The sequence below is a fragment of the Candidatus Pelagibacter bacterium nBUS_27 genome (assembly GCF_051200985.1).
Taxonomy (GTDB): Bacteria; Pseudomonadota; Alphaproteobacteria; order Pelagibacterales; family Pelagibacteraceae; genus Pelagibacter.
The window spans coordinates 1,224,891-1,246,222 of sequence record NZ_CP172845.1 but is presented as its reverse complement, the minus strand read 5'-3'; the positions used below and the strand labels follow the sequence as shown (position 1 = coordinate 1,246,222).

The window sequence follows — 21,332 nt, the reverse complement described above, 5'->3', positions numbered from 1 at the left end:
TCAAATTGATAAAACTTAATTAATTTCCTCTCTAATTTGATAAAGTTTCTAAATGAAAAAGCCACCCTATGAATATCGAATTGGATTAATAATGATATTGTTAACGGCAGTTCCAATTGGAGCAACACAATTAGGCTGGTATCTATATGGAAAACAAGTTGGTTTTGACTTTGGGATGATAGCTGGTACCTTTTCAGTAATTTTAGCTGGATACTTGATGTATCAAAAAGGTTGGCGTGATGAGGATGAAGATTAATTTATGGAAAAAATAATATTTTTTGGACTTGCAATTCCTATATTAGGTTTTGTTTTTTATTTAGGTGGAACAGCTATAATGAAAGGCTTCAAAGCAAAAGTAGAAAATAGGCCAGAGGAACAAGAAGAAAAAGAACCAGTAATTTCACAATCTGAAGGTGAGCATCTGAGTAATGAAATTACAAAACTAAATGATTTGCTACAAAGTGGAGTATTAACTCAAGAGGAGTTTGAAAAAGCAAAAAAGAAAATATTAGATACTTAATTTTTATTAATCATAAGTGATTTTTGTATAAAAATAAATTTTTTACTTTAAGAAAGTTTTGATCGACCACCGTCCACTGCTATAATTTGACCTGTTACCCAAGAACTATCTTCAGATATTAAAAACTTAGCTAATGATGCAGAGTCTTTACCCTCACCTAATCTTTTCAATGGGTGAGCTTTAGCGATACCTTCAGCGATTGTAGTATTCTTCAACATAGGCTCAGCAATTTTTGATTTTGTCAAACTTGGAGCAATACAGTTAACTCTTATATTTGGTGCGAATTCTGCTGCTAGTGACACTGTTAAACCTTCGACAGCAGCTTTAGCTGAAGCAATAATAGCATGATTTGTAAAACCTCTTTGAGCCGCAACTGTTGAAAATAAAACTATAGAGCCTTTATTTTTTTTTAAACTTTCTTGATATCCTTTTATAGCCTCTACAGCTGAATAAAGATTTAATTTCATACATTTATTAAAATCTTGTTCAGTAACCATTCTTAATGGTTTAAGATCAATTGAACCTACACAATAAGCAATTCCCTTTATCTCAGGAACATCAGCTTTGACTTTTTCAATAAAACCATCTTCTAAAACATCAGCAACTGTAAATTTGCAACCTAATTTATCTGCAATTGCACTTACTTCACTTTCATTTCTTGCAATTAAGTGAATATCATTTCCTGCATTTTTTAATTGTTCAGCTAGACTTGAACCAATTGAACCTGTCGCACCAAAGATTAGATATTTTTCTGACATAAATTTTTTTATTAGTTATATTTAGTTATGAAATTATTTTTTATACTTGGTAATCAATTATTTCCATTAAAATACATAGACCGCTTCAAAAAGGACCATGTGTTCTTTATGGCAGAAGATAACGGATTATGCACTTATGAAAAACATCATAAGCAAAAAATCCTATTATTCTTATCTTCTATGCGTTCTTATGCGGATAGTTTAAAGAAAAATAAATATAAATTAGATTACCTAAAAATTGAAGATAAAGATTTCAAAGATGATTATTTTAAAAAGCTTAAAAAAATAATTACCAGAAATAAGATAACTGAAATTACAAGCTTTGAAATAGAAGATAAGTTTTTTGAGAAAAAAATTTCTCAGTTTTCAAAAAAAGAAAAAGTTAATTGGAATGTTATACAAACGCCTATGTTTTTAAATTCTAGAGATGAATTTAAAAATTATTTGAGAAAATCAAAAAAGCCTTTCATGGCAACATTTTATAAGGAAGTTAGAAGAAAGTCTGGAATATTAATGGGTGCTGATGGCAATCCAATCGGCGGAAAGTGGAGCTTTGATGAAGATAATAGAAATAAATTACCTAAAGATATATCCATTCCAAAATTTCCAAAGATCAATGAAACCAATCATACAAAAAAATTAAAACCAATTATTGAAAAATTATTCAAAGATCATCCCGGAAGTACAAATAATTTTTGGTTTGCAACAGAATATGATGATGTTGTTAAACTTTTAAATTTTTTTATTAAAGAAAAATCTAATTTATTTGGCGATTATGAGGATGCTGTAAATCAAAAAGATAACATCTTATTTCATAGTGCTTTAAGTCCATATATTAACCTGGGTTTAATAACACCAGAATTTATTATTCAAAAAGTTTTAGAGTTCCATAAAAAATACAAAATAAGAATGAATTCACTTGAAGGATATATACGTCAGATAATAGGTTGGAGAGAGTTCATGAGAGGTATTTATCAAGGCTATTCTGATGAAATGGAGGTAGGAAATTTTTTTAAACAAAATAGAAAAATGAAAAAATCTTGGTACGAAGGAACTACGGGTTTGCCTCCATTAGATCATGCAATTAAAAATGCCGTTGATCATGGGTGGTCTCATCACATTGAAAGATTAATGATTTTATCAAATATAATGAACCTCTGTGAAGTAAAACCAACTTATGTTTATAAATGGTTTATGGAAATGTTTGTTGACTCATCTGACTGGGTGATGGTTCCAAATGTTTATGGCATGGGTTTATTTAGTGATGGAGGGATTTTTGCAACTAAACCATACATTTGTGGATCTGCTTATTTCATGAAGATGATGGATTTTAAAAAAGGGGAGTGGTGTAATACGATGGATGGTCTTTATTGGAGGTTTATAGATCGAAATAGAAAATTTTTTTTAAAGAACCCAAGACTTTCGATGATGGTTAGAATTTTTGATAAAATGAAAGATGAAAGAAAAAAAATGATTTTATCTGAAGCAGATAAATTTATAAAATTAAATACTGCATAATGTATATTTCTATAACAGGCATTAAAGTAAAAGGTTTTTTTGGAATGTTAAAATTCATGAGGTATACAATACCAAGTTTTGCTGCAGCAAGAAAAGCAAATGGAAATTTGTTTTGTGACTCAAAAAAGATAAGCAAATATCATCATACCCTAACAGCTTGGGAAAATAAGAACAAAATGTTAGATTATTTAAGGGGTAAACACCATGCTTTGGCAATGAAGAATTTTAGATTTATTGGAACAGGTTCTGTTTATGGGTATGAGGATAATAATGTGCCAAGTTGGGAAGAAGCAATAAAAAAATGGAAAGAAAATTTTAGAGAAATTTAGTTTTATTAAATAAAGGGTATTATTAAATGTTAAAAAGTCTGTTCATTATATTTTCTTTTCAACTTTTTGGAGAGACAATACAAAAATTTTTTGAAATAAATATTCCAGGACCTGTCATTGGACTTATTTTATTATTATTAGTATTTATATTTTTTCTTAAATCACCAACGCCCTATAAAAAAATTAAACAGGAAATATCAGAAACTAGTCATCAAATAATTAACTATCTATCATTATTATTTGTTCCAATAGGAGTAGGTGTTGTGATGCACATTAATTATCTTGGAGATAATTTATTTAAAATTTTAGCAATTATTGTCATAGGTACTTTAGCAAGCTTAGTATTTACCGCTTTCGTTATGGAAAAGATTATTAAATTAGAGAAAAAAAATGTCAAAAGAAGATAAACTTTATAAAATTTGGGTATACTTGCAAGCAGAGCCTTTGTTTTGGATAACTCTAACTCTTGGCGCTTTTTTGTTGGGAGATTATTTATACAAAAAATCAAAACTCAATCCTCTAGTAAATCCAGTGGCAATTAGTATTTTAATTGTTTCATCTGTTCTATTGACGATGGATGTCACTTATGATCGATACTTTAATGGAGCTAAGTTCATTCATTTTATGTTAGGTCCCGCAACAGTAGCTTTAGCAATACCTATTTACGAAAAAAAAAACCTAATTTTAAAAGAAATTAAACCAATTGTATTTTCAATTTTTTTAGGAATTCCTTTTGCGATATTGATCACTTATTACTTAGCTTCTTTTTTTAATTTAGATCAGGAAATTATTCTAACCATGGTTCCGAGAAATGTTACTGCACCTATAGCTATGGGTATAGCTGAGTTAATAGGTGGAATTCCCTCTTTAACAGCTATTATAACAATTATTACGGGAATTGTGGGTGCTTCCCTTGGAACTTTTGCATTAAATATTTTTAATATAAAAGATATGAGTGCACGAGGGTTTGGTTTTGGTCTTGCAAGTCACGGTATTGGAACTGCAAGAGCAATGAGTAAAAACAAAACAGCAGGAGTTTTTGCTGCACTCGCCATGGGTTTAAGTGGAATTGCAACTTCAATTTTTGTCTTAATTATTATTAAATTTATTATTTAATAATGAAAAAAGAAAATCTACCTTCAAAAATTTGTCCTGTTTGCAAAAGACCCTTTATTTGGCGTAAAAAATGGAAGTTAAATTGGGATAAAGTAAAATATTGCTCCAAGAAGTGCTCTACGTTAAGCTAAAATTTAGTGAACATAATTGTTTTACAACACATTAAGATAGAAGACCCGGGTTACATTAAAGATTTGATGTTAGCTGATGGTATTAAATTAACCACCATCGAATTAGATGAGGGTGAAAAAATTCCAAATGATCTTAGTAAATTTGATGGAATGTTTTGTATGGGTGGCCCAATGGATACCTACATGGAAAAAGAATATCCTTGGTTAATTGAAGAAAAAAAAGTAATTAAAGAATTTGTTATCAATTTAAAAAAACCTTATTTAGGTTTTTGTCTTGGTTGTCAGTTACTAGGTGAAGTAGTGGGTGGCAAGGTGGTTAAATCAAATCCTGCAGAAATTGGTATTATGGATATTAATTTCACCAAAGAAAAAAATAAAGATAAATTATTTTCTAAATTTCCAGAAAAAATAAAAAGCTTACAATGGCATTCTTATGAGGTGCAAGGAATAGAAAACAATAAGGATGTAACCTTATTGGCATCATCGCCTGTAACAAAATATCAAATTTTTAAATACCAAAATCATGCATATGGAATTCAATTTCATATTGAAATTAAAGATACCACAGTTAATGAATGGGGATGTGTGCCTGAGTATAAAACAGCCCTTGAAGAACAATTAGGGGATGGCGCCTTAGAAAAATTTGATGAAGTTGCAAAAGATAATATGTCTGATATGAACAATTATTCTAAGATACTTTATGATAATTTTAAAGAGATGATATGATCAAATTAAAACTAGGCCCTAAAGTAAAATTTAAAAAAGCAAAGTTACCAGAAAAAAAAAAATTAGTTGGTAATTATACAATTCTTGAACCTTTAAACATTAGCAAACATTCAAAAGATTTATACTTACAATATTCAAATGATAAAAAGAATATAATTTGGACATACTTGCCTTACGGTCCATTTAAAACTTATTTAAGTTTTAGAAATTGGCTTAAATCATTTTGTCTAAACAAGGATCCTTTTTTTATGCAATTTATTCTAAGAGACATAAGAAATATTGTGGAATGGCTAGTTATTTAAGAATTGAACCAGTTCACGGTTCAATTGAAGTTGGACACATAAATTATTCACTACTTCTACAGAATTCAGTTGAGGGAACTGAAACGATGTATTTAATGATGAAAAATGCTTTCGAGATTTTAGGTAATAGAAGATACGAGTGGAAATGTAATAATTTAAATTCAGCCTCTAAAAAAGCAGCTTTTAGACTAGGTTTTAGATTTGAGGGAGTATTTAGGCAGATGTTTGTTTTTAAAGGTAGAAGTAGAGACTCAGCTTGGTTTTCGATTTTAGATAAAGAGTGGCTTCAAAACAAAAAAAGATTTTTAAATTATTTAAAAAAAATAAATTTTGATAAGAATTTTAAACAAATAAAAAAATTGTAATACGTATTAATCACCAAAATGAACAATAAATTTTTTGAATGGGCAGGTGTGATTACTGCTATTTTATATTCCTTGTTTGTTGCATTAAATATTGGAATAGAATTTTTTGGTTTCTGCTTATTGCTTTTATCAGCGATATTGATTGGAATTTGGGCCTATAGAGGAGACCATAAAGGAATACTTTTGTTGCAATTTTTTTATGCAACAGCTGGTATTATTGGAATGATACGTTGGTTTTAATTTAAATTGTAAAATCTTTTTAAAGAGATAGATAAACCTGATGTCAGAGATATTTATTCAAACTTTCTTCCTATATTTTATAGTAATTGACCCATTAGGAAATACTCCACTATTTTTAAGTATCACTCAACACATGGAGACAAAACAAAAAATTAAAGTTGCATTTAGTGCAACTATAATTGCAACTATTATATTGTTATTTTTTGCGTTACTTGGAAGCTCACTGTTAAGCTACCTACATATTTCGTACCCAGCTTTTACAATAGGAGGAGGAATTATATTATTAATAATTGCGATAGAGATGTTATTTGACAAGCGTCAGCAAAGGAAAGGAGAAGATATAGATTTAAATTCTGATAACGTGAGTGTGTTTCCTTTAGCAACACCTATTATTGCAGGACCAGCAGCCATTACTTCAGTAATTGTTTCTGTTTCAGATATTGGAACTAATTTTACAAATCAAACAGTAGGAATGTTTTCATTGGCAATTGTACTATCTTTAACTTTTATAATCTTTTTTATAGCTTCAAAGTTTTCTAATTTAATAAATAAAAAAATAATTGGGGTTATCTCAAGAGTGGTAGCTATCATTCTTGTAGGATTAAGTGTTCAGTATATTTTAGATGGTATTAAAACCTTTTTAGCTTAATTAAATTTAGCAATAATTTTTGGGATATAATTTTTAAAGTTAAAAAAACCTTTATTGCAATATTGCCAAGAAAACTGATCTAACTTTCTATATAATAATTTGATATTTTTTAAATTATTGTTTTGAATAAAATCTAAATTTTCACCAACAGTTGGATAAAGAGCATAAACTTTTTCAGTAATATTCTCTAAATCACTGATGTTAATAGTTTCACAATTAATTAATTTTTCTTCTAATCTTATTTTTTGATCCTCTAAAAGATTAGCTTTAAATTTCAACACTTTTTCACTTAATTTAATAGTTCTATTTGTTTCATTTGAGACTAACAAAATTTTTTTAAATTTGTGTTCTTTAAAGTCGGAAAATTCGAAAGTCATATTATTTTCAAATATTAATAAAGTTTGATCCTTTAAAATTTCAGAATTTAAAAATTCTTTTTTATTTACTTGATAAGTTTTATCACTGAATATTGGTGTGGCATTTTCATTAAGCTTTATGTTTTGAAATCTATTGTTAGTAAATTTATTTATATTCCATTCACTTGCTAGATAATGTTTACCTTGAGTTTGAACCCCAGCTACCCATCTCCAACCAAGTGTATTCGATGCAGCATCACCATCATAAAGATGTTGCATAAAAAATTCTGCACCAAGCTGCCACGGTAATTCTAGTGTGAATATCCAAATACTTGCAAACCACATTCTGGCATGGTTATGAAGGTAATTATTCTCTTTAAGTTCGGTTACCCATTGATTAAAGCATTCTATGTCTGTTTTTCCTTCAATGGCATTTAAATAATACTGATTGTCTTTAAATTCATTTTTGATTTTATCTAATTCTATTAAATAGTCTGACCAAACATTTGGTCTTAACTCAAGCCAACCTTTCCAATAAACGCGCCATAAAACCTCTTGAACAAACTTTTCATTCTTTGAAAATGAATATTTTTTGAGAGATTTATCAATTACTTCTAATTCATTGATTGCTCCATGAGTTATGTATGGTGACAAACAGGAAATATTTGATCTGTTATTAGGTCCAAAATCAAAATTTCTTAATTTTGAATAATCATTTAAATTTTTTTCGACAAAATTGTTTAATTTTTCAACGGCTTTAGCCCTTGAGGCTTCAAACATCATATTAAATTATTTAGATTTTTTTCTTTTTAGACCCAATTTATCACTGTGTCTTAATCTTAAAATTACAATTGCAGTCGCAATAAGAACTATTGCAACAGCCTCATAAACTAATGCTGTTGGATCCATTTCTTTACCCTGCAATATAATAAATCGAGCAAGAGCAGTAATCGCAATTAAAAGAGGTAAAGTTATGCTTATTGATTGTTGATCCCAAAAAACCCTTACCATTGCTAATACTTCCAAATAAAGGAACATTAATAATAAATCGGCTAATGTTACAGACTGATTTAGAATCATATATTTAATTTCTATACCAACAGCAATTACTGTGCTTATCAAAATAATACACATTAATGCTAACTGTAAATTTTTTGCTATTTTTTCCATTATTTGTTTTTACTGAACGGTAACCATTTTTCAAATACTGATTTAGATGGCCCATCATAAGGAATAGAATATGAACTTGGATTAGGACTAGTTAAAACCTCAATTCCTTTTGAAAATACAAAAATAAATACTACCACAAAAACAATCACCATTATTTTAAATGGGTCAAAGTTTTTTGTTTTAAAAACACTACTAGATTTTTCCTCTGCTTTATGAAAATTTTTAAAAGTCATATAGACGGCAAATATTAAACCAATGTGAGCCACATAAAGACCCGCCCAACCAAAGGCAAAAGTTGTATAAGAAAAAATGTATAAACTAAAAACTGTAGTCCAAATAAAACTTAAAACTAAAAGGATTTGTAATCTTACAGTTTTAGGAAGAGATCTAAGATCATTTTTACTATCATCAAATAAGATATTTGCTGCATCCATCATCCAGTTTTTTAACGATTCCATGGTGTGAAGTTATAATTTTTAGTAATTATAACAAATGTCAAATTGTCCTAAATCTTATTTTAAATTGGCTTTAATAGCGTTTTCTAATTGAATTGAGCTTTGAGCACCGGAAATAAAATCTTTTCCTATCTCAAAAAATGGAACTCCACTAATATTCCTCTCTTTAGCAATTAAAATTTTTGAAGTCACATTTTGAATATTTTTTTCATTAATAAATTCTTTAAAAATATTTTCTGTAATATTATTTTCTTTAGCAATACCAATTAAAACATCAATATCTCCAATATCGAGCCCATCAATAAAATAAGACTGATATATTTTTTCTTTAATTTCATTTTGTAAATTTAATTGTTCACTAAGAATAATTAGTAAATGAGAAAGAACAGTGTTGGGAGTAATTTTAATTTTATCTAAATTTAAATTTATCCCAGATTCCTTTGCTTTTAATTTCATATTTTCATACATGGGTGCTGCATAATCTTTTCCACCAAATTTTATTTCTAAATACTTATCTCTATGAATACCTTCGGTTGGCATATCTGGATTTAATTGAAATGGAATATGTCTAATATCAAATTTTATATTTGGAAAATTTTTTAAGGCTTTGTTTAAATTTTTATGTCCAATAAAACACCACCCACAAATGGTATCTGCAAAAACGTTTATTTGCATTTTATTTAAAAACGAAGTTTTTTCTTATGAAAATTAATAAATCTTTCAACATTAGATTTATTAAATGTTTTGTTTTCTTCAAATGAAACTTTTTTCATTGAGTAAGCAGAACTTTTAGTTTGTCGAGATTCTATTATTACATTTCCTTTATAAAGCTTAAGTTTTACAGAACCGTTAACTTTATTTTTTTTGAGATCCACAATTTTTTGAAGTTTAAATCTTTCATTCGAATACCAATAACCATTATAAATTAATTCAGCATATCTAGGCATTATTTGATCTTTCTTATGCATAGTTTCTTTATCAAGTGTCACTGACTCAATTGCTCTATGTGCATGAATTAATAATGTGCCACCAGGAGTTTCGTATACTCCTCTAGATTTTATTCCAATAAATCTATTTTCTACTAAATCAACTCTTCCAATTCCATTTTTACCAGCAAGCTGATTAAGTTTTTCTAATAATTTTGCAGGAGATAGTTTTTTTCCATTAATTGCAAATGGGTCACCATTTTTAAAATTGATAGTTACAAAGCTTGGTTTATTTGGTGCTTTTTCAGGTGAAATTGATCTTTGAAAAATAAATTCAGGAGCAGAATTTTTTGGATTTTCTAAAACCTTACCTTCTGTTGATGTATGAAATAAATTATCATCAATTGAAAAGGGAGGGGCTCCTTTTTTATCTTTTGGAATAGTTATTCCATGTTTTTTTGCATAATTAATTAGATCTGTTCTAGATTTTAGTTTCCAAATTCTCCATGGAGCGATAATCTTTATATTGGGTCCAAAATAATGATACCCTAATTCAAATCTAACTTGGTCATTCCCTTTTCCAGTTGCACCATGTGATACAGCATAAGCTTTAAATTTTTTAGCAACTCTAATTTGATCTTTAGCGATGAGTGGTCTTGCTATTGATGTACCTAATAAATAAACCCCTTCATAGATTGCGTGACCTCTAATCATTGGATAAACATAATCTTTAACAAAGATATCTTTTAAATCTTCTATGATTATATTTTTAACGCCAAATTTCTTTGCATTTGTGATAATTTTTTTTCTATCAATTTCTTGTCCCACATCTGCAGTATAACAAATTACTTCAGCATCATAATTTTCTTGAAGCCATTTTAAGATAATAGAAGTATCAAGGCCCCCTGAGTAGGCTAGAACAATTTTCTTTTTTGATTTCATTTATTTAACTACAGGCTTTTTTTGTAGAGTTGTAAGCCTTAGTAAATCCTAGTAATGAGTAGTGATCAATTGTTTGAGAGCCTTTTTGATTATATCCAGTAATCATTATTCTAGAGCCTTTTTTCATTCTCTTAATCATTCTAAACTCAATTTTATTATCAGCAATCCACGCAAAACCTTGTTCTTTTATATCAAATTTAAATTTATTTTTTCCTGACTGGGCAACTACAGAGTTATTTTTATTAAACTCATAACCACCTGTAACACTTACTTCATCAATTATTTTTTCTGCAGGTCTAAAAGCAATAAATAACTTTGCATCTCTTTTATTTGATTTTGGAGCCTGTAAAATAGGAGATGATTGAGCAAAGCATACTTTCCCAGTCGCATCAGTTAAAATCATTGATTCCCAGTCTTTATATTTTCCAATTTTTTTTATTTCTTCTGCAGACAATTGATTAACACAACCAATAAATAATATTGATACAACTGATAGAATTTTTTTAATTATGGACATGGGTTAGGATAAATTGTTTGAACATTATTAATTTCTTTAATGACATCATCAGGTAGATTGATATTTACACTTTCTATATTTGTTTTCAACTGCTCCATCGTAGTTGCTCCAATAATAACGGAAGTTACAAATGGTTGAATTTCTAAAAATTTTAAAGACATCTGAGCTAAATCAAGACCATGTTTATTAGCAATTTCATAATAAGCATCAACAGCTTTTTCTGTGTTAGGCTTTGCATATCTTGTCCAAAAATCAGGATCTCTTTCAATTCTTGAGTTTTTAGGCAGTTGATTATTTCTATATTTCCCTGATAAATATCCACTTGCCAATGGTGAATATGCCAATAGACCAATCTCATCTCTAATTGATATTTCGGCTAATCCAACCTCATAAGTTCTATTTAATAAGCTGTAAGGATTTTGAATAGACATCATTCTTGGTAAATCTTTTTCTTTAGATAATTCCAAATATTTAGAAACACCCCATGGTGTTTCATTTGATAAACCTATTTCTCTTATTTTTCCCGCATCAATAAATCTTTTGAGATTGCCAAGGACATCTTCAAATTTATTCCACTCACCATTTTCTTTATGCTCATATCCAAGACGTCCAAACATATTTGTATTTCTTTCAGGCCAGTGTAATTGATAAAGATCAATGTAATCTGTTTGTAATCTCTTTAAGCTATCATTGATTGCTTGAGTCATCTTATCTATTCCATAATTATTTCCTCCACCTCTTAAATATGCTCTCATAGGGCCTGCAACTTTTGATGCTAAAATAACTTTGTCTCTCTTTTTTGATTTTTTAAACCAGTTACCTATTATGATTTCCGTATGACCATAAGTTTCTTCCCTTGGTGGAACTGCGTATAATTCAGCGGTATCCCAAAAGTTTATACCTTGGTCTAAAGCATGATCCATTTGTTCAAAACCTTCTTCTTGAGTATTTTGTTCACCCCAAGTCATAGTACCGAGACAAATTGTACTTACTTCGAGATTAGTATTGCCTAGTTTTTTATAATTCATAATGGTTTTTGTTTAATTTGGATATTTTTAATCTTTTTAAGGTATCTTGAATAATTAGTAAAAGACTATTATATATTACTTATTATGGAATTTGATAAAAACGGAATCTTAAATAGAGCCAAAGCTGCTCAACAGTCAACAGTTGTAATGGATGAAGGTTTAAGAACCTACATGCTAAAAGTATATAATTACATGGCAACTGGAATTTTATTAACAGGAATAGTTGCACTTTTAACATTTAAAATGTCAGTGGTGACTAATGATACTGGATCTATTGTAGCATTAACCTCAATAGGTAATGCAATATATTTGTCTGGATTAAAATGGCTTGTTATGCTGGCGCCTTTAGGAATAGTTTTTTATATGAGTTTTGGAATAAATAAAATGAGTGCTTCAAAAGCTCAAACGACTTTCTGGGTTTTTGCAGGATTAATGGGCTTATCTTTATCATCAATTTTATTAGTTTATACCGGAATGAGTGTTACTAGGGTTTTCTTTATATGTTCAGCAACTTTTGGTGTAATGAGCATTTATGGTTATACAACAAAAAGAGATTTAACAAAACTTGGCTCATTTTTGATGATGGGTTTAATTGGAATAATAATCGCTTCAATAGTTAACATTTTTATGAAATCTTCAATGATGTATTTTGTAATATCAATCCTAGGTGTTCTAATTTTTGTAGGCTTAACAGCATATGATACTCAAAAAATTAAAAATATGTATGCTGCAAGTGATACAGGTGAGATCATGGGTAAAAAAGCAGTGATGGGTGCTCTTACTCTTTATCTAGACTTTATAAATTTATTTATAATGTTGCTAAGATTATTTGGTCAAAGAAGATAGTTTTACTTTTGTAACTTTTTCCAGTTAGTATTTTTGAATAATATTTTTAGATCAAAAGAGTTTTTTAAAATCTTTCCACTGGTATCTGTTATTAAATATTTTAGATTTTGATTTTTAGGCTTAAAATTTTTACAAATTTTATATAAAGCATTTTCAGCAGCATTTCTAAAAACACTAAAACTTACTTGTTTACTTGAGATACTTAAACCATAATCTTTCCATGATCCTTCAGAGACCATTTTTGCATATAGATCTAAGATAACCTTTAGTTCATCTCGCTCAAAAAATTGTCTTTCTTCTATTTGTTTATGGGGATTATTGACTACTAGTTTTAAATTACTAGGCATCAATTTTATGCTTATTGATTAATGGTATCTGGAAACCGGTAAAAATTATAGTTATTGGCAACATTCCCCATACTTTAAAGTTAACCCAAAACTCCTCCGTTTGAGTTCTCCAAACACATTCATTTAATATTGCAAGTCCCAAGAAAAAAAACATCCATCTTTTATTTAATAATTCCCAACCAATATCTGTTAGTGGGATTGATTTACCCATAATTTTTTTTAGAACAGGCTCTTTAGTAAAATATTTCCCAAAAAATAATGCTAAAGCAAATAAAATATTTATAATTGTTGGTTTAATATAAATAAATATTGGATCATTAAAATAAATAGTTAAGCCACCAAAAAAAGTAATTAATATTCCACTTATTAAGGGCATCATTGGTATTTTTTTTTCAAAAAACCAAACAACAGCTAATGCAATTAAAGTTGCAACTATAAGTGGAGGAATAGCAACTGATAAATTTTTATCATTATTATAATAATAAAAAAAAAATATAGCTAATGGTCCAAAGTCTGTAACAAATTTTAAAAAAGATTTATTCACTTAAAATATAATAACATATTTGCCACATCACAAAACATTAATATTTTTAGCATTGATTTTTATTTTTAAATACCCATACTAATAAATATGCCAATTCAAAAAGCCAAGTTCTCAATTGGGGACATCGTAAAACACAAACATTTCGAATTTAGAGGGGTTATATATGATGTTGATTTTGAATTTAATAATTCTGAGGAGTGGTATCAGTCTATTCCCAAAAATGTTAGACCAAGAAAAGATCAGCCTTTCTATCATTTGCTGGCTGAAAATGAGGAAATAACTTACGAAGCTTACGTTTCAGAACAAAATCTATTAATGGACGACTCTGACGAGCCAATAAAACATCCTTTAATTGAGGAAATTTTTTCAGGAAAAAAAGGGTCAAGTTATTTTAAGATGTCTAATTAAATCTATCATTTTTCAAACACATTTAGCTCAAATCTAAGCCATATAAATTGAGTAAAAGCTTATATTCTGATCAAGGATGTTAAATTTTAATTCAAAATTATTATCTCCCTCTGCATTCTTGATCAGAAATCCTTTTCGTAATAAACATCGTTAACTAATTATGTTTAAACTTTTTCAACCAAATAGAATTTTTCGAATAACCTCAAAAGCTCCGAAATATATTTTATTTTTATTTGTGGTTGTGCTTTCTATTGGATTAACTGAAGCCCTAATATTATCTCCAGAAGATTATAAACAAAATGATGCTGTTAGAATAATGTATGTACATGTTCCAGCTGCCTGGATAACATTAGGAATTTTTTCATCTATTACTTTATTATCTATTAGTGGTTTTATTTTTAAGAATAAAAATTTTTTTTTAATCTCTAAAAGTTTGGCACCGTCTGGTTTTGTTTTTAATATAATTGCATTAGTTACTGGTTCTATTTGGGGAAAACCAACCTGGGGAACATGGTGGGCTTGGGATGCTCGAATTACATCGATGTTAATATTGGCACTTTTTTATGCAATGTATCTAGTTTCGTGGAGAATTTATGAAAGTGAAGAAAAGGTTTTTAAGATTACAACATTTATAACGATAATAGGTATAGTCAATGTTCCTATTACTAAATATTCAGTAGATTGGTGGAATACACTTCATCAACCAGCATCAATCAATATTTTATCAAAAAGCTCAATTCATTCATCAATGCTTTTCCCTTTGCTAATAATGACTGCGGCATTTGCTCTTTTTTCATTGCTAATTTTTTTAATGAAATATAATACAGAACTGATAAAAATTAAAAATAAAGGCCTAGATAGACTATGATAAATGAACTATTTTTTATGAACGGATATGAGACTTACGTATTGTCTGCTTTCAGTTTTACACTTTTAAGTTTTTCAGCACTATACTTGATTACAAAAGTTCAATTTATTAAGGAACAAAATAAATTTGTAGCTAAATTTGGATCTCTAAACTCTGAGAAAGCTAAATCTGCAAAATCACAAAAAATAAATAAAGAAATTTTAGCTAACGCCACAAATAATTAACTTTTAAACCATGTATGGTCGTAAAGTTAAATTAAGATTTTTGTTTGTAGCTCTTATTCTAATTACTTTAATACTTACGGTATTTCTGGTCTTAAAATCACTTGAAGAAAACGTAGTATATTTTCAATCACCTTCGGAGATTAAAGCTTTATCAGAATTAGATAAAAAAAAAATTAGAATAGGTGGAATGGTAAAAAAAAATTCCATTTTAGTAGAGGCCAGTGAAGTTAAGTTCATAATTACAGATTTCAAAAATGAAATTAATGTCACTTACACAGGCGCAATCCCAAATCTTTTTGCAGAAGATAAAGGAGTGGTTGCAGAAGGTTTTTTAAAAGACAGAAATTTTTTTTCTGCCACAAAAATTTTAGCAAAACATGACGAAAATTATATGCCTCCAGAGGTAAAAGAGGCGCTTGGAGAAAGATAAAATGCTATTTAGTGTTATAGGAAATTATTCATTATTTCTTGGACTTTTTTTTGGATTGGTTCTTATTTATCTTTCTGTAAAAAATTTTAAAAATCCAAAATTATTAGATACTAAGATTTTATCATTCACATTTTTACAATTTTTTTTAGTTGTAATTAGTTTTTTATGTTTAGTTTTATCATTTGTATTATCTGACTTTAGTAACGAAACTGTTTTTAATAATTCACATACAACAAAACCATTTTTCTATAAAATTGCTGGAACCTGGGGCAATCATGAAGGAAGTTTATTATTGTGGTTACTTGTTTTAACATTATTTATTCTTATTTTTTTAATAAGAACTAAAAATCAACCTATAAAGTATAGAATTTTAACTTTAATGTTTCAGCAGATTATAATTATAGGTTTTTTTATTTTTTTGATCAAAACATCAAACCCTTTTAATTATATTTATCCAATACCAACAGAAGGGTTGGGGCTTAATCCAATACTACAAGACCCAGCTTTAGCAATTCACCCTCCAATTTTATATTTAGGTTATGTAGGTTCTTCAATAATTTTTTCTTCAGTTTTGGCTGCAACAACTTTAAATATTGTCTCACAAAAATGGGCGTCTCATATAAAAAAATGGGCTTTAAGTTCGTGGATTTTTTTAACTCTAGGAATTTTATTGGGATCCATTTGGGCGTATTATGAGTTAGGTTGGGGTGGTTTTTGGTTTTGGGACCCAGTCGAAAATGTCTCTTTAATGCCATGGCTTGCATTAACAACACTTTTACACTGTATTTTGGTTTTAGAGAAAAAATTAATCTTAACTTCTTGGGTTATAATATTATCAATATCAACATTTGCACTAAGCATGAGCGGTACATTTTTGGTTAGATCAGGAATTCTTAACTCTGTACATACTTTTGCAAATGATCCAGAAAGAGGTTTATTTATTTTAATTTTTTTATTTTCTTTAATTTTTCTTTCATTATTTATTTTTTTCTTTTTTCATAAAACTGATAAAAATAATTTAAGTAGTTTTTTCTGGTTAAGCAAAGAAACAGCTATAATAGTTAACAATTGGTTTATGATGTATTTTTTATCAGTTGTTTTGATTGGTACTATTTATCCTATTTTTCTTGATGTTTTGTCTTCTCAAAAAATATCTGTAGGACCACCTTTTTATCATAAGCTTATTATACCTTTTTTAGTTCCTTTTTTACTGATTATGGCGATTGGACCAAAGTTGAAATGGATTAAATCAAACTTAGATGACAAAATTTATTTAATTTCATTATTAATCATTTCGATTTTTTTATCCATTTTAATTGTTAAAAACTTCAGCCCTAATTTTTTGATAAACACAATTTTAATTTCAAGTGCTTTATATTTGTTTTTTATTACTTTAAGAGATTTTTTTATTAAAGGATTTAAAAATCTAGCACAAAATATAGCTCATTTTGGTTTTAGTTTATTAATTTTAAGTATTCTTTTTAACAGTTTATTTTCAAATGAAATTATTACAAATTTAAGAGTGGGAGAAATTTTTCAGAACACAAAAACAAAAATAGTTTTTAAAAGTATTAGTCAAAAAAAAGAAAAAAATTATAGATCGATTATAGGTAATTTCATTGTGCAAGATTCTAAAGGTAAAATAGAAAATCTATCACCAGAGCTGAGGATATATAATCAACCAAATATTGCCACTAGTGAGGCTGATATTAAAACGACACTATTGTCAGATAAGTTTATTGTTATTAACATGGTTCAAAATCAGGACTTTTTTAATGTTAGGTATCAGGTTAAACCATTTATGTTGTGGATTTGGCTTTCAGTAATTTTGATCAGCTTTGGTGGATTAGTGAGTTTTGTTAAAAAAGAATATGAAAAATAAATTGTTACCATTTTCAATCGTTTTAATTTTTATAACAATTTTTATTATTTTTTATAAAGGTTTGCAGGACACTAATATTTATACCCCGGAAGTAAAAACAAATTATGAAGTGCCTTCAGTTTCAGTCGAATTATTTGATTCAGGCAAAATAGTTAATACACTTGAAATTTTTAATACAGATAAATTTTATTTATTAAATATTTGGTCATCTTGGTGTGTTCCTTGTAGGCAAGAACATTTAATTTTAATGGATTTAATAAAAAACGATAATTTAAAGATTATTGGCATTAACTACAAAGACACAAAAAAAAATGCAAAAAAATTCCTTGAAGAGCTTGGAAATCCTTATGATAAGATAATTTTTGATAATGATGGCACCAATGCTATTGAATGGGGCGCTTATGGTGTTCCGGAGTCTTTTCTAATCAATAAAAATAAAATTATTAAAAAATATATAGGGCCACTTAGCAAAGAGTCTATGGAAGAAATTAAATTATTTATAAAATGAAAATATTTAAATTATTTTTAATCATTTTTTTTATTTTTCCTATTAATAGTTTGAAAGCCGACAATGAAATTTTAAAAAATAAAATTACAAAAAATTTACGTTGTTTGATCTGTCAGGGACAATCAGTTTACGATTCTGACTCAGAATTTGCAAATAGTTTGAAAATTGTAGTTGATAGTAAAATTGATGAAGGATTATCTGAAAAACAAATTTATTCTTATTTTCAAAGTAAATATGGTGAATGGATTTTATATGATCCTTTGTTTAATAGAAATACCTACTTTCTTTGGCTATTACCTCTATTGATATTCTTTGTTGGTGGTGCAATAATATTTAATAAATTTATAAAAAAACCATAATAATCTGCTATTAACAATAATGAGTTTTAAAAAATTAATTATAATTTTAACTATATTTTTTACTGCCACTAGATTGCTTGCAGCAGAAAACAGCAGTCATCAGTATAATTTTTTTACAGGCAATTTTGATTTTAGTGATGATAAACAAGCAGCAATGTTGTTTGGTATTCAACATCAGAATGAAAATTTAGAAAAAGATACTTTTTTAGGAAATATTTCACCAATTACTGGTGGTTTCATAACTGAAAATTCTGCTGCATATGTTTATACAGGATTTGAGTGGAACGTTGATATGGGTGCTTTAACATTCACACCTAGTTTTGCACCTGGCTTGTACTTCAAAGGAGATGGAAAAGACTTAGGTCATGTTCTTGAATTTAAATCTGAAATTCAGTTTTCTTATGATTTATCTGAAAATTCTAAAATTGGTATATCCTACAATCACGTATCTAATGCAAGCATTGGAGACAAAAATCCTGGTGCGAATAGTTATATGTTTAATTTAATTAAAAATTTTTGATAACGACTATGAATTTAAAAGATTGTTATAATTTTAGTGACTTTAGAAAGTTAGCAAAAAAAAGACTACCTTCACCCATCTTTCATTACATTGATGGCGGTGCAGATGATGAGGCTACTCTTAAAAGAAATACAGAAGCATTTAATGACTGTGATTTAGTTCCCAATGTTTTAGCAAGTGTAGGCAAACCTGATTTATCAACAACTGTTTTTGGTAAAAAAATTGATATGCCTATATTTTTATCTCCAACTGCTATGCAAAGACTTTATCATCACGACGGTGATAAAGCCTCAGCTCGAGCCGCTGAAAAGTTTGGAACTTTTTATAGTATGTCTACAATGGCAAACAACACAATTGAAGAAATTGCCGAAATTTCAAAAGGACCAAAATTATTTCAACTTTATGTTCATAAAGATCAATCAATCACGGATGATTTAATTGAGAGATGTAGAACATCAGGCTATGATGGTATGTGCTTAACCGTTGACACATTGGTTGCTGGGAATAGAGAGCGAGATCACAGAACAGGATTTACTACACCACCAAAACTTACACTACAAAGTTTAATGAGTTTTGCATTGCATCCAGAATGGGTATTTAATTATTTTACGCATGGAAAATTTGAATTGTCGAATGTAAAAACTAAGACTGATAAAGGAACTAATATTTCAAAATCAGTAATACAATATATTAACGAACAGTATGATCCAGCAATGAACTGGAAAGATGCTGAGTATTGTGCAAAAAAATGGAACAAACCTTTTGCATTGAAAGGTGTAATGTCAGTAGAGGATGCTAAGAGAGCAATTGATATTGGTTGTACGGCTATAATGATCTCAAATCATGGTGGAAGGCAGCTTGATGGCTCAAGATCACCTTTTGATCAAGTAAAAGAAATCTCAGATGCGGTTGGTGATAAACTTGAAATTATTTTAGATGGTGGAATTAGAAGAGGTACTCACGTTTTAAAGGCTTTAGCAGCAGGGGCTACAGCGTGCAGTTTCGGTAAAATGTTCTTATTTTCTCTAGGTGCTGGGGGTCAAGCAGGAGTAGAACGTCTATTGCAGAATATGCACGATGAAATTAATCGAAATATGGTACTAATGGGATGCAAAACTATTCAAGAATTGAATAGATCAAAAATAATTTATCGAAAATAAATAATTAAGGAGAATTAAAAAATGAAATTAGCAGCAAGTTTAAATCGCTTGGGAACCGAGTCAGCTTTCAGTGTTTTAGCAGAAGCTAAAAAATTAGAAGCAGCAGGAAACCCAATGATACATCTAGGACTTGGTCAACCTGATTTCAAAACGCCAAAACATATAGTTGAAGCAGCTAAAAAAGCTCTAGATGATGGTCATCATGGGTATGTTCTTTCAAATGGAATTCTTGAGTGCAGACAATCAGTCACTAGAAAAATTAAAAAACTTTATAATCAAGATATAGATCCAGAGAGAATTATTATAATGCCAGGTGGAAAACCTACAATGCATTACGCCATTCAATGTTTTGGTGAACCTGGGGCAGAAATTATTCACCCAACACCTGCATTTCCAATTTATGAGTCTATGATTAATTATACTGGATCAACATCAGTCCCTTATGATTTGACTGAAGACAAAGATTTAAAATTTAGTGCTGAAAAGATTTTGTCTTTGATAACTGATAAAACTAGATTGTTAATTTTAATTAATCCGAATAATCCCACAGGAAGCTTTGTAGAAAAATCAGAAATCGACAAATTAGCAGAGGGACTAAAAAAATATCCTCATGTAACAATTCTAAGTGATGAAATTTATAGCAGACAAATTTTTGATGGAAAAGAAATGCCTTCATTTTTTAACTATCCAGAATTAAGAGATAGATTAATAGTTCTTGAAGGTTGGAGTAAAGCCTATTCAATGACTGGTTGGAGATTGGGTTGGAGTTTTTGGCCAGAGGAATTAGTTGAACATATTAATAAATTGTTAATTAATAGCGTGTCATGTGTTAATGCAGCAGCGCAGTTTGCAGGTATTGCGGCTTTAGATGGGCCTGACGACTCTATAAATGAAATGATGGAAAAATTTACCCAAAGAAGAAAATTAATTCATGAAGGGCTAAATAGTTTGCCAGGTGTTGAATGTAGTTTGCCAGGTGGAGCATTTTACGCTTTTCCTAAAGTTATAGGAACTGGAATGAATGGTTCAGAATTTTGTAAAAGAGCAATGCATGAAGCTGGAGTTGCAATAGTTCCAGGAACTGCTTTTGGTAAAACTTCTAAAGATTATGTAAGATTTAGTTTTGCAGCCTCTCAAGATAACATTTCTAACGCATTGGAAAATATCAAAAAAATGCTAGGCTAGTAT

The 21,332-nt window shown here is 28.7% G+C and carries 33 protein-coding genes; 23 read left to right on the top strand and 10 right to left on the bottom strand.

Features of this window, described 5'->3' with window-relative positions; all coding sequences use genetic code 11:
* Positions 1-52 precede the first annotated feature (52 nt).
* Both ACIJYG_RS06715 and ACIJYG_RS06710 read left to right on the top strand, forming a co-directional pair.
* Positions 53-256 carry a hypothetical protein gene (locus ACIJYG_RS06715; RefSeq protein ID WP_271483938.1) on the top strand — a complete coding sequence of 68 codons (204 nt, stop codon included), beginning with the start codon at positions 53-55 and terminating at the stop codon, positions 254-256.
* Positions 257-259: 3 nt separating this feature from the next.
* On the top strand, positions 260-520 hold the full coding sequence (locus ACIJYG_RS06710; protein ID WP_435096625.1) for an SHOCT domain-containing protein: 261 nt from the start codon (positions 260-262) through the stop codon (positions 518-520).
* 47 nt (positions 521-567) lie between these two features.
* On the opposite strand, the gene ACIJYG_RS06705 is transcribed toward ACIJYG_RS06710, so the two are convergent.
* A complete protein-coding gene (locus ACIJYG_RS06705; protein WP_435088286.1) occupies positions 568-1,278 on the bottom strand; it encodes an SDR family NAD(P)-dependent oxidoreductase in 711 nt (236 codons plus the stop codon).
* Between the two features lie 27 nt (positions 1,279-1,305).
* On the opposite strand from ACIJYG_RS06705, the gene ACIJYG_RS06700 reads away from it, so the two are divergent.
* From ACIJYG_RS06700 to ACIJYG_RS06655, 10 genes are read left to right on the top strand one after another with little or no spacing between them, the layout of a single operon-like run.
* Positions 1,306-2,796, top strand: coding sequence for a cryptochrome/photolyase family protein (locus ACIJYG_RS06700; protein ID WP_435096622.1), 1,491 nt, complete (start codon positions 1,306-1,308; stop codon positions 2,794-2,796).
* Positions 2,796-3,125: a hypothetical protein gene (locus ACIJYG_RS06695; RefSeq protein WP_435096619.1), complete on the top strand. Its 330-nt coding sequence runs from the start codon at positions 2,796-2,798 to the stop codon at positions 3,123-3,125. Before ACIJYG_RS06700 ends, ACIJYG_RS06695 begins: the two co-directional genes overlap by 1 nt.
* 26 nt (positions 3,126-3,151) lie before the next feature.
* On the top strand, positions 3,152-3,532 hold the full coding sequence (locus tag ACIJYG_RS06690; RefSeq protein ID WP_435096616.1) for a CidA/LrgA family protein: 381 nt from the start codon (positions 3,152-3,154) through the stop codon (positions 3,530-3,532).
* Positions 3,516-4,241, top strand: a complete 726-nt coding sequence (locus ACIJYG_RS06685; protein ID WP_435088278.1) for an LrgB family protein — start codon at positions 3,516-3,518, stop codon at positions 4,239-4,241. The genes ACIJYG_RS06690 and ACIJYG_RS06685 overlap by 17 nt, the downstream gene beginning before the upstream one ends.
* Before the next feature lie 2 nt (positions 4,242-4,243).
* On the top strand, positions 4,244-4,372 hold the full coding sequence (locus ACIJYG_RS06680) for a DUF2256 domain-containing protein (RefSeq protein ID WP_435096613.1): 129 nt from the start codon (positions 4,244-4,246) through the stop codon (positions 4,370-4,372).
* Between the two features lie 6 nt (positions 4,373-4,378).
* Positions 4,379-5,098 (top strand): type 1 glutamine amidotransferase, encoded by a 720-nt coding sequence (locus ACIJYG_RS06675; RefSeq protein ID WP_435096610.1) that lies wholly within the window; start codon positions 4,379-4,381, stop codon positions 5,096-5,098.
* The gene (locus ACIJYG_RS06670) at positions 5,095-5,400 is read left to right on the top strand and encodes a hypothetical protein (protein ID WP_435096607.1); all 306 of its coding nucleotides are present in this window, start codon (positions 5,095-5,097) and stop codon (positions 5,398-5,400) included. The genes ACIJYG_RS06675 and ACIJYG_RS06670 overlap by 4 nt, the downstream gene beginning before the upstream one ends.
* Positions 5,385-5,765: a GNAT family N-acetyltransferase gene (locus tag ACIJYG_RS06665; RefSeq protein WP_435096604.1), complete on the top strand. Its 381-nt coding sequence runs from the start codon at positions 5,385-5,387 to the stop codon at positions 5,763-5,765. Before ACIJYG_RS06670 ends, ACIJYG_RS06665 begins: the two co-directional genes overlap by 16 nt.
* 18 nt (positions 5,766-5,783) lie before the next feature.
* A complete protein-coding gene (locus ACIJYG_RS06660; protein ID WP_435096601.1) occupies positions 5,784-6,005 on the top strand; it encodes a hypothetical protein in 222 nt (73 codons plus the stop codon).
* A 40-nt stretch (positions 6,006-6,045) separates the two neighbouring features.
* Positions 6,046-6,654: a MarC family protein gene (locus ACIJYG_RS06655; protein ID WP_435096598.1), complete on the top strand. Its 609-nt coding sequence runs from the start codon at positions 6,046-6,048 to the stop codon at positions 6,652-6,654.
* On the opposite strand, the gene ACIJYG_RS06650 is transcribed toward ACIJYG_RS06655, so the two are convergent.
* Genes ACIJYG_RS06650 through ACIJYG_RS06620 form a run of 7 tightly spaced genes read right to left on the bottom strand, consistent with a single transcriptional unit; the run spans position 6,651 to position 12,048 of the window.
* Positions 6,651-7,793 (bottom strand): FAD-binding domain-containing protein, encoded by a 1,143-nt coding sequence (locus tag ACIJYG_RS06650; RefSeq protein ID WP_435096595.1) that lies wholly within the window; start codon positions 7,791-7,793, stop codon positions 6,651-6,653. The two genes, ACIJYG_RS06655 and ACIJYG_RS06650, sit on opposite strands and share 4 nt — an antisense overlap.
* 6 nt (positions 7,794-7,799) lie before the next feature.
* Complete coding sequence (locus ACIJYG_RS06645) at positions 7,800-8,180, bottom strand: phosphate-starvation-inducible PsiE family protein (protein WP_435096592.1); 381 nt, start codon at positions 8,178-8,180, stop codon at positions 7,800-7,802.
* Entirely contained in the window at positions 8,180-8,638 is a 459-nt protein-coding gene (locus ACIJYG_RS06640) for a UbiA family prenyltransferase (RefSeq protein ID WP_435088265.1), read from the bottom strand. Before ACIJYG_RS06640 ends, ACIJYG_RS06645 begins: the two co-directional genes overlap by 1 nt.
* A gap of 54 nt (positions 8,639-8,692) precedes the next feature.
* Entirely contained in the window at positions 8,693-9,310 is a 618-nt protein-coding gene (locus ACIJYG_RS06635; RefSeq protein ID WP_435096589.1) for a DsbA family oxidoreductase, read from the bottom strand.
* Between the two features lie 5 nt (positions 9,311-9,315).
* On the bottom strand, positions 9,316-10,503 hold the full coding sequence (locus ACIJYG_RS06630; protein WP_435096586.1) for an argininosuccinate synthase: 1,188 nt from the start codon (positions 10,501-10,503) through the stop codon (positions 9,316-9,318).
* 4 nt (positions 10,504-10,507) lie between these two features.
* Positions 10,508-11,020: an invasion associated locus B family protein gene (locus tag ACIJYG_RS06625; RefSeq protein WP_435096583.1), complete on the bottom strand. Its 513-nt coding sequence runs from the start codon at positions 11,018-11,020 to the stop codon at positions 10,508-10,510.
* A complete protein-coding gene (locus tag ACIJYG_RS06620) occupies positions 11,011-12,048 on the bottom strand; it encodes an NADP(H)-dependent aldo-keto reductase (RefSeq protein ID WP_435096580.1) in 1,038 nt (345 codons plus the stop codon). The genes ACIJYG_RS06625 and ACIJYG_RS06620 overlap by 10 nt, the downstream gene beginning before the upstream one ends.
* Positions 12,049-12,132: 84 nt before the next feature.
* Between ACIJYG_RS06620 and ACIJYG_RS06615 the strand changes: the two genes are divergently transcribed.
* Positions 12,133-12,894, top strand: a complete 762-nt coding sequence (locus ACIJYG_RS06615; protein ID WP_435096577.1) for a Bax inhibitor-1/YccA family protein — start codon at positions 12,133-12,135, stop codon at positions 12,892-12,894.
* A gap of 2 nt (positions 12,895-12,896) precedes the next feature.
* Here ACIJYG_RS06615 and ACIJYG_RS06610 read toward each other — a convergent pair whose 3' ends face one another.
* Positions 12,897-13,241, bottom strand: coding sequence for a DUF2794 domain-containing protein (locus tag ACIJYG_RS06610; protein ID WP_435088254.1), 345 nt, complete (start codon positions 13,239-13,241; stop codon positions 12,897-12,899).
* Entirely contained in the window at positions 13,234-13,785 is a 552-nt protein-coding gene (locus tag ACIJYG_RS06605; protein WP_435096574.1) for a septation protein A, read from the bottom strand. The genes ACIJYG_RS06610 and ACIJYG_RS06605 overlap by 8 nt, the downstream gene beginning before the upstream one ends.
* An 87-nt stretch (positions 13,786-13,872) precedes the next feature.
* Between ACIJYG_RS06605 and hspQ the strand changes: the two genes are divergently transcribed.
* From hspQ to ACIJYG_RS06555, 10 genes are all read left to right on the top strand, one after another.
* Positions 13,873-14,193 (top strand): heat shock protein HspQ, encoded by a 321-nt coding sequence (gene hspQ / locus ACIJYG_RS06600; protein WP_435088252.1) that lies wholly within the window; start codon positions 13,873-13,875, stop codon positions 14,191-14,193.
* Between the two features lie 160 nt (positions 14,194-14,353).
* A complete protein-coding gene (ccmC, locus tag ACIJYG_RS06595; RefSeq protein WP_435096571.1) occupies positions 14,354-15,061 on the top strand; it encodes a heme ABC transporter permease CcmC in 708 nt (235 codons plus the stop codon).
* The gene (locus tag ACIJYG_RS06590) at positions 15,058-15,285 is read left to right on the top strand and encodes a heme exporter protein CcmD (protein ID WP_435096568.1); all 228 of its coding nucleotides are present in this window, start codon (positions 15,058-15,060) and stop codon (positions 15,283-15,285) included. The genes ccmC and ACIJYG_RS06590 overlap by 4 nt, the downstream gene beginning before the upstream one ends.
* 10 nt (positions 15,286-15,295) lie before the next feature.
* Entirely contained in the window at positions 15,296-15,715 is a 420-nt protein-coding gene (gene ccmE / locus ACIJYG_RS06585; RefSeq protein ID WP_435096566.1) for a cytochrome c maturation protein CcmE, read from the top strand.
* A 1-nt stretch (position 15,716) separates the two neighbouring features.
* Positions 15,717-17,597, top strand: a complete 1,881-nt coding sequence (locus tag ACIJYG_RS06580; protein ID WP_435096563.1) for a heme lyase CcmF/NrfE family subunit — start codon at positions 15,717-15,719, stop codon at positions 17,595-17,597.
* On the top strand, positions 17,587-18,105 hold the full coding sequence (locus ACIJYG_RS06575; RefSeq protein ID WP_435096560.1) for a DsbE family thiol:disulfide interchange protein: 519 nt from the start codon (positions 17,587-17,589) through the stop codon (positions 18,103-18,105). Before ACIJYG_RS06580 ends, ACIJYG_RS06575 begins: the two co-directional genes overlap by 11 nt.
* A complete protein-coding gene (locus ACIJYG_RS06570; protein ID WP_435096557.1) occupies positions 18,102-18,464 on the top strand; it encodes a cytochrome c-type biogenesis protein in 363 nt (120 codons plus the stop codon). Before ACIJYG_RS06575 ends, ACIJYG_RS06570 begins: the two co-directional genes overlap by 4 nt.
* A 19-nt stretch (positions 18,465-18,483) precedes the next feature.
* Complete coding sequence (locus ACIJYG_RS06565) at positions 18,484-18,984, top strand: acyloxyacyl hydrolase (RefSeq protein ID WP_435096554.1); 501 nt, start codon at positions 18,484-18,486, stop codon at positions 18,982-18,984.
* 8 nt (positions 18,985-18,992) lie between these two features.
* Positions 18,993-20,144 (top strand): alpha-hydroxy acid oxidase, encoded by a 1,152-nt coding sequence (locus ACIJYG_RS06560; protein ID WP_435088237.1) that lies wholly within the window; start codon positions 18,993-18,995, stop codon positions 20,142-20,144.
* Between the two features lie 21 nt (positions 20,145-20,165).
* Entirely contained in the window at positions 20,166-21,329 is a 1,164-nt protein-coding gene (locus ACIJYG_RS06555; RefSeq protein ID WP_435096551.1) for a pyridoxal phosphate-dependent aminotransferase, read from the top strand.
* Positions 21,330-21,332 lie beyond the last annotated feature (3 nt).

Excerpts from the sequence above, each read along its gene's own strand:
- ACIJYG_RS06715 (WP_271483938.1), top strand. The coding sequence starts at position 53 with ATGAAAAAGCCACCCTATGAATATCGAATTGGATTAATAATGATATTG.
- ACIJYG_RS06710 (WP_435096625.1), top strand. The coding sequence starts at position 260 with ATGGAAAAAATAATATTTTTTGGACTTGCAATTCCTATATTAGGTTTT.
- ACIJYG_RS06705 (WP_435088286.1), bottom strand. The coding sequence starts at position 1,278 with ATGTCAGAAAAATATCTAATCTTTGGTGCGACAGGTTCAATTGGTTCA.
- ACIJYG_RS06700 (WP_435096622.1), top strand. The coding sequence starts at position 1,306 with ATGAAATTATTTTTTATACTTGGTAATCAATTATTTCCATTAAAATAC.
- ACIJYG_RS06695 (WP_435096619.1), top strand. The coding sequence starts at position 2,796 with ATGTATATTTCTATAACAGGCATTAAAGTAAAAGGTTTTTTTGGAATG.
- ACIJYG_RS06690 (WP_435096616.1), top strand. The coding sequence starts at position 3,152 with ATGTTAAAAAGTCTGTTCATTATATTTTCTTTTCAACTTTTTGGAGAG.
- ACIJYG_RS06685 (WP_435088278.1), top strand. The coding sequence starts at position 3,516 with ATGTCAAAAGAAGATAAACTTTATAAAATTTGGGTATACTTGCAAGCA.
- ACIJYG_RS06680 (WP_435096613.1), top strand. The coding sequence starts at position 4,244 with ATGAAAAAAGAAAATCTACCTTCAAAAATTTGTCCTGTTTGCAAAAGA.
- ACIJYG_RS06670 (WP_435096607.1), top strand. The coding sequence starts at position 5,095 with ATGATCAAATTAAAACTAGGCCCTAAAGTAAAATTTAAAAAAGCAAAG.
- ACIJYG_RS06665 (WP_435096604.1), top strand. The coding sequence starts at position 5,385 with ATGGCTAGTTATTTAAGAATTGAACCAGTTCACGGTTCAATTGAAGTT.
- ACIJYG_RS06660 (WP_435096601.1), top strand. The coding sequence starts at position 5,784 with ATGAACAATAAATTTTTTGAATGGGCAGGTGTGATTACTGCTATTTTA.
- ACIJYG_RS06655 (WP_435096598.1), top strand. The coding sequence starts at position 6,046 with ATGTCAGAGATATTTATTCAAACTTTCTTCCTATATTTTATAGTAATT.
- ACIJYG_RS06650 (WP_435096595.1), bottom strand. The coding sequence starts at position 7,793 with ATGATGTTTGAAGCCTCAAGGGCTAAAGCCGTTGAAAAATTAAACAAT.
- ACIJYG_RS06645 (WP_435096592.1), bottom strand. The coding sequence starts at position 8,180 with ATGGAAAAAATAGCAAAAAATTTACAGTTAGCATTAATGTGTATTATT.
- ACIJYG_RS06640 (WP_435088265.1), bottom strand. The coding sequence starts at position 8,638 with ATGGAATCGTTAAAAAACTGGATGATGGATGCAGCAAATATCTTATTT.
- ACIJYG_RS06635 (WP_435096589.1), bottom strand. The coding sequence starts at position 9,310 with ATGCAAATAAACGTTTTTGCAGATACCATTTGTGGGTGGTGTTTTATT.
- ACIJYG_RS06630 (WP_435096586.1), bottom strand. The coding sequence starts at position 10,503 with ATGAAATCAAAAAAGAAAATTGTTCTAGCCTACTCAGGGGGCCTTGAT.
- ACIJYG_RS06625 (WP_435096583.1), bottom strand. The coding sequence starts at position 11,020 with ATGTCCATAATTAAAAAAATTCTATCAGTTGTATCAATATTATTTATT.
- ACIJYG_RS06620 (WP_435096580.1), bottom strand. The coding sequence starts at position 12,048 with ATGAATTATAAAAAACTAGGCAATACTAATCTCGAAGTAAGTACAATT.
- ACIJYG_RS06615 (WP_435096577.1), top strand. The coding sequence starts at position 12,133 with ATGGAATTTGATAAAAACGGAATCTTAAATAGAGCCAAAGCTGCTCAA.
- ACIJYG_RS06610 (WP_435088254.1), bottom strand. The coding sequence starts at position 13,241 with ATGCCTAGTAATTTAAAACTAGTAGTCAATAATCCCCATAAACAAATA.
- hspQ (WP_435088252.1), top strand. The coding sequence starts at position 13,873 with ATGCCAATTCAAAAAGCCAAGTTCTCAATTGGGGACATCGTAAAACAC.
- ccmC (WP_435096571.1), top strand. The coding sequence starts at position 14,354 with ATGTTTAAACTTTTTCAACCAAATAGAATTTTTCGAATAACCTCAAAA.
- ACIJYG_RS06590 (WP_435096568.1), top strand. The coding sequence starts at position 15,058 with ATGATAAATGAACTATTTTTTATGAACGGATATGAGACTTACGTATTG.
- ccmE (WP_435096566.1), top strand. The coding sequence starts at position 15,296 with ATGTATGGTCGTAAAGTTAAATTAAGATTTTTGTTTGTAGCTCTTATT.
- ACIJYG_RS06580 (WP_435096563.1), top strand. The coding sequence starts at position 15,717 with ATGCTATTTAGTGTTATAGGAAATTATTCATTATTTCTTGGACTTTTT.
- ACIJYG_RS06575 (WP_435096560.1), top strand. The coding sequence starts at position 17,587 with ATGAAAAATAAATTGTTACCATTTTCAATCGTTTTAATTTTTATAACA.
- ACIJYG_RS06570 (WP_435096557.1), top strand. The coding sequence starts at position 18,102 with ATGAAAATATTTAAATTATTTTTAATCATTTTTTTTATTTTTCCTATT.
- ACIJYG_RS06565 (WP_435096554.1), top strand. The coding sequence starts at position 18,484 with ATGAGTTTTAAAAAATTAATTATAATTTTAACTATATTTTTTACTGCC.
- ACIJYG_RS06560 (WP_435088237.1), top strand. The coding sequence starts at position 18,993 with ATGAATTTAAAAGATTGTTATAATTTTAGTGACTTTAGAAAGTTAGCA.
- ACIJYG_RS06555 (WP_435096551.1), top strand. The coding sequence starts at position 20,166 with ATGAAATTAGCAGCAAGTTTAAATCGCTTGGGAACCGAGTCAGCTTTC.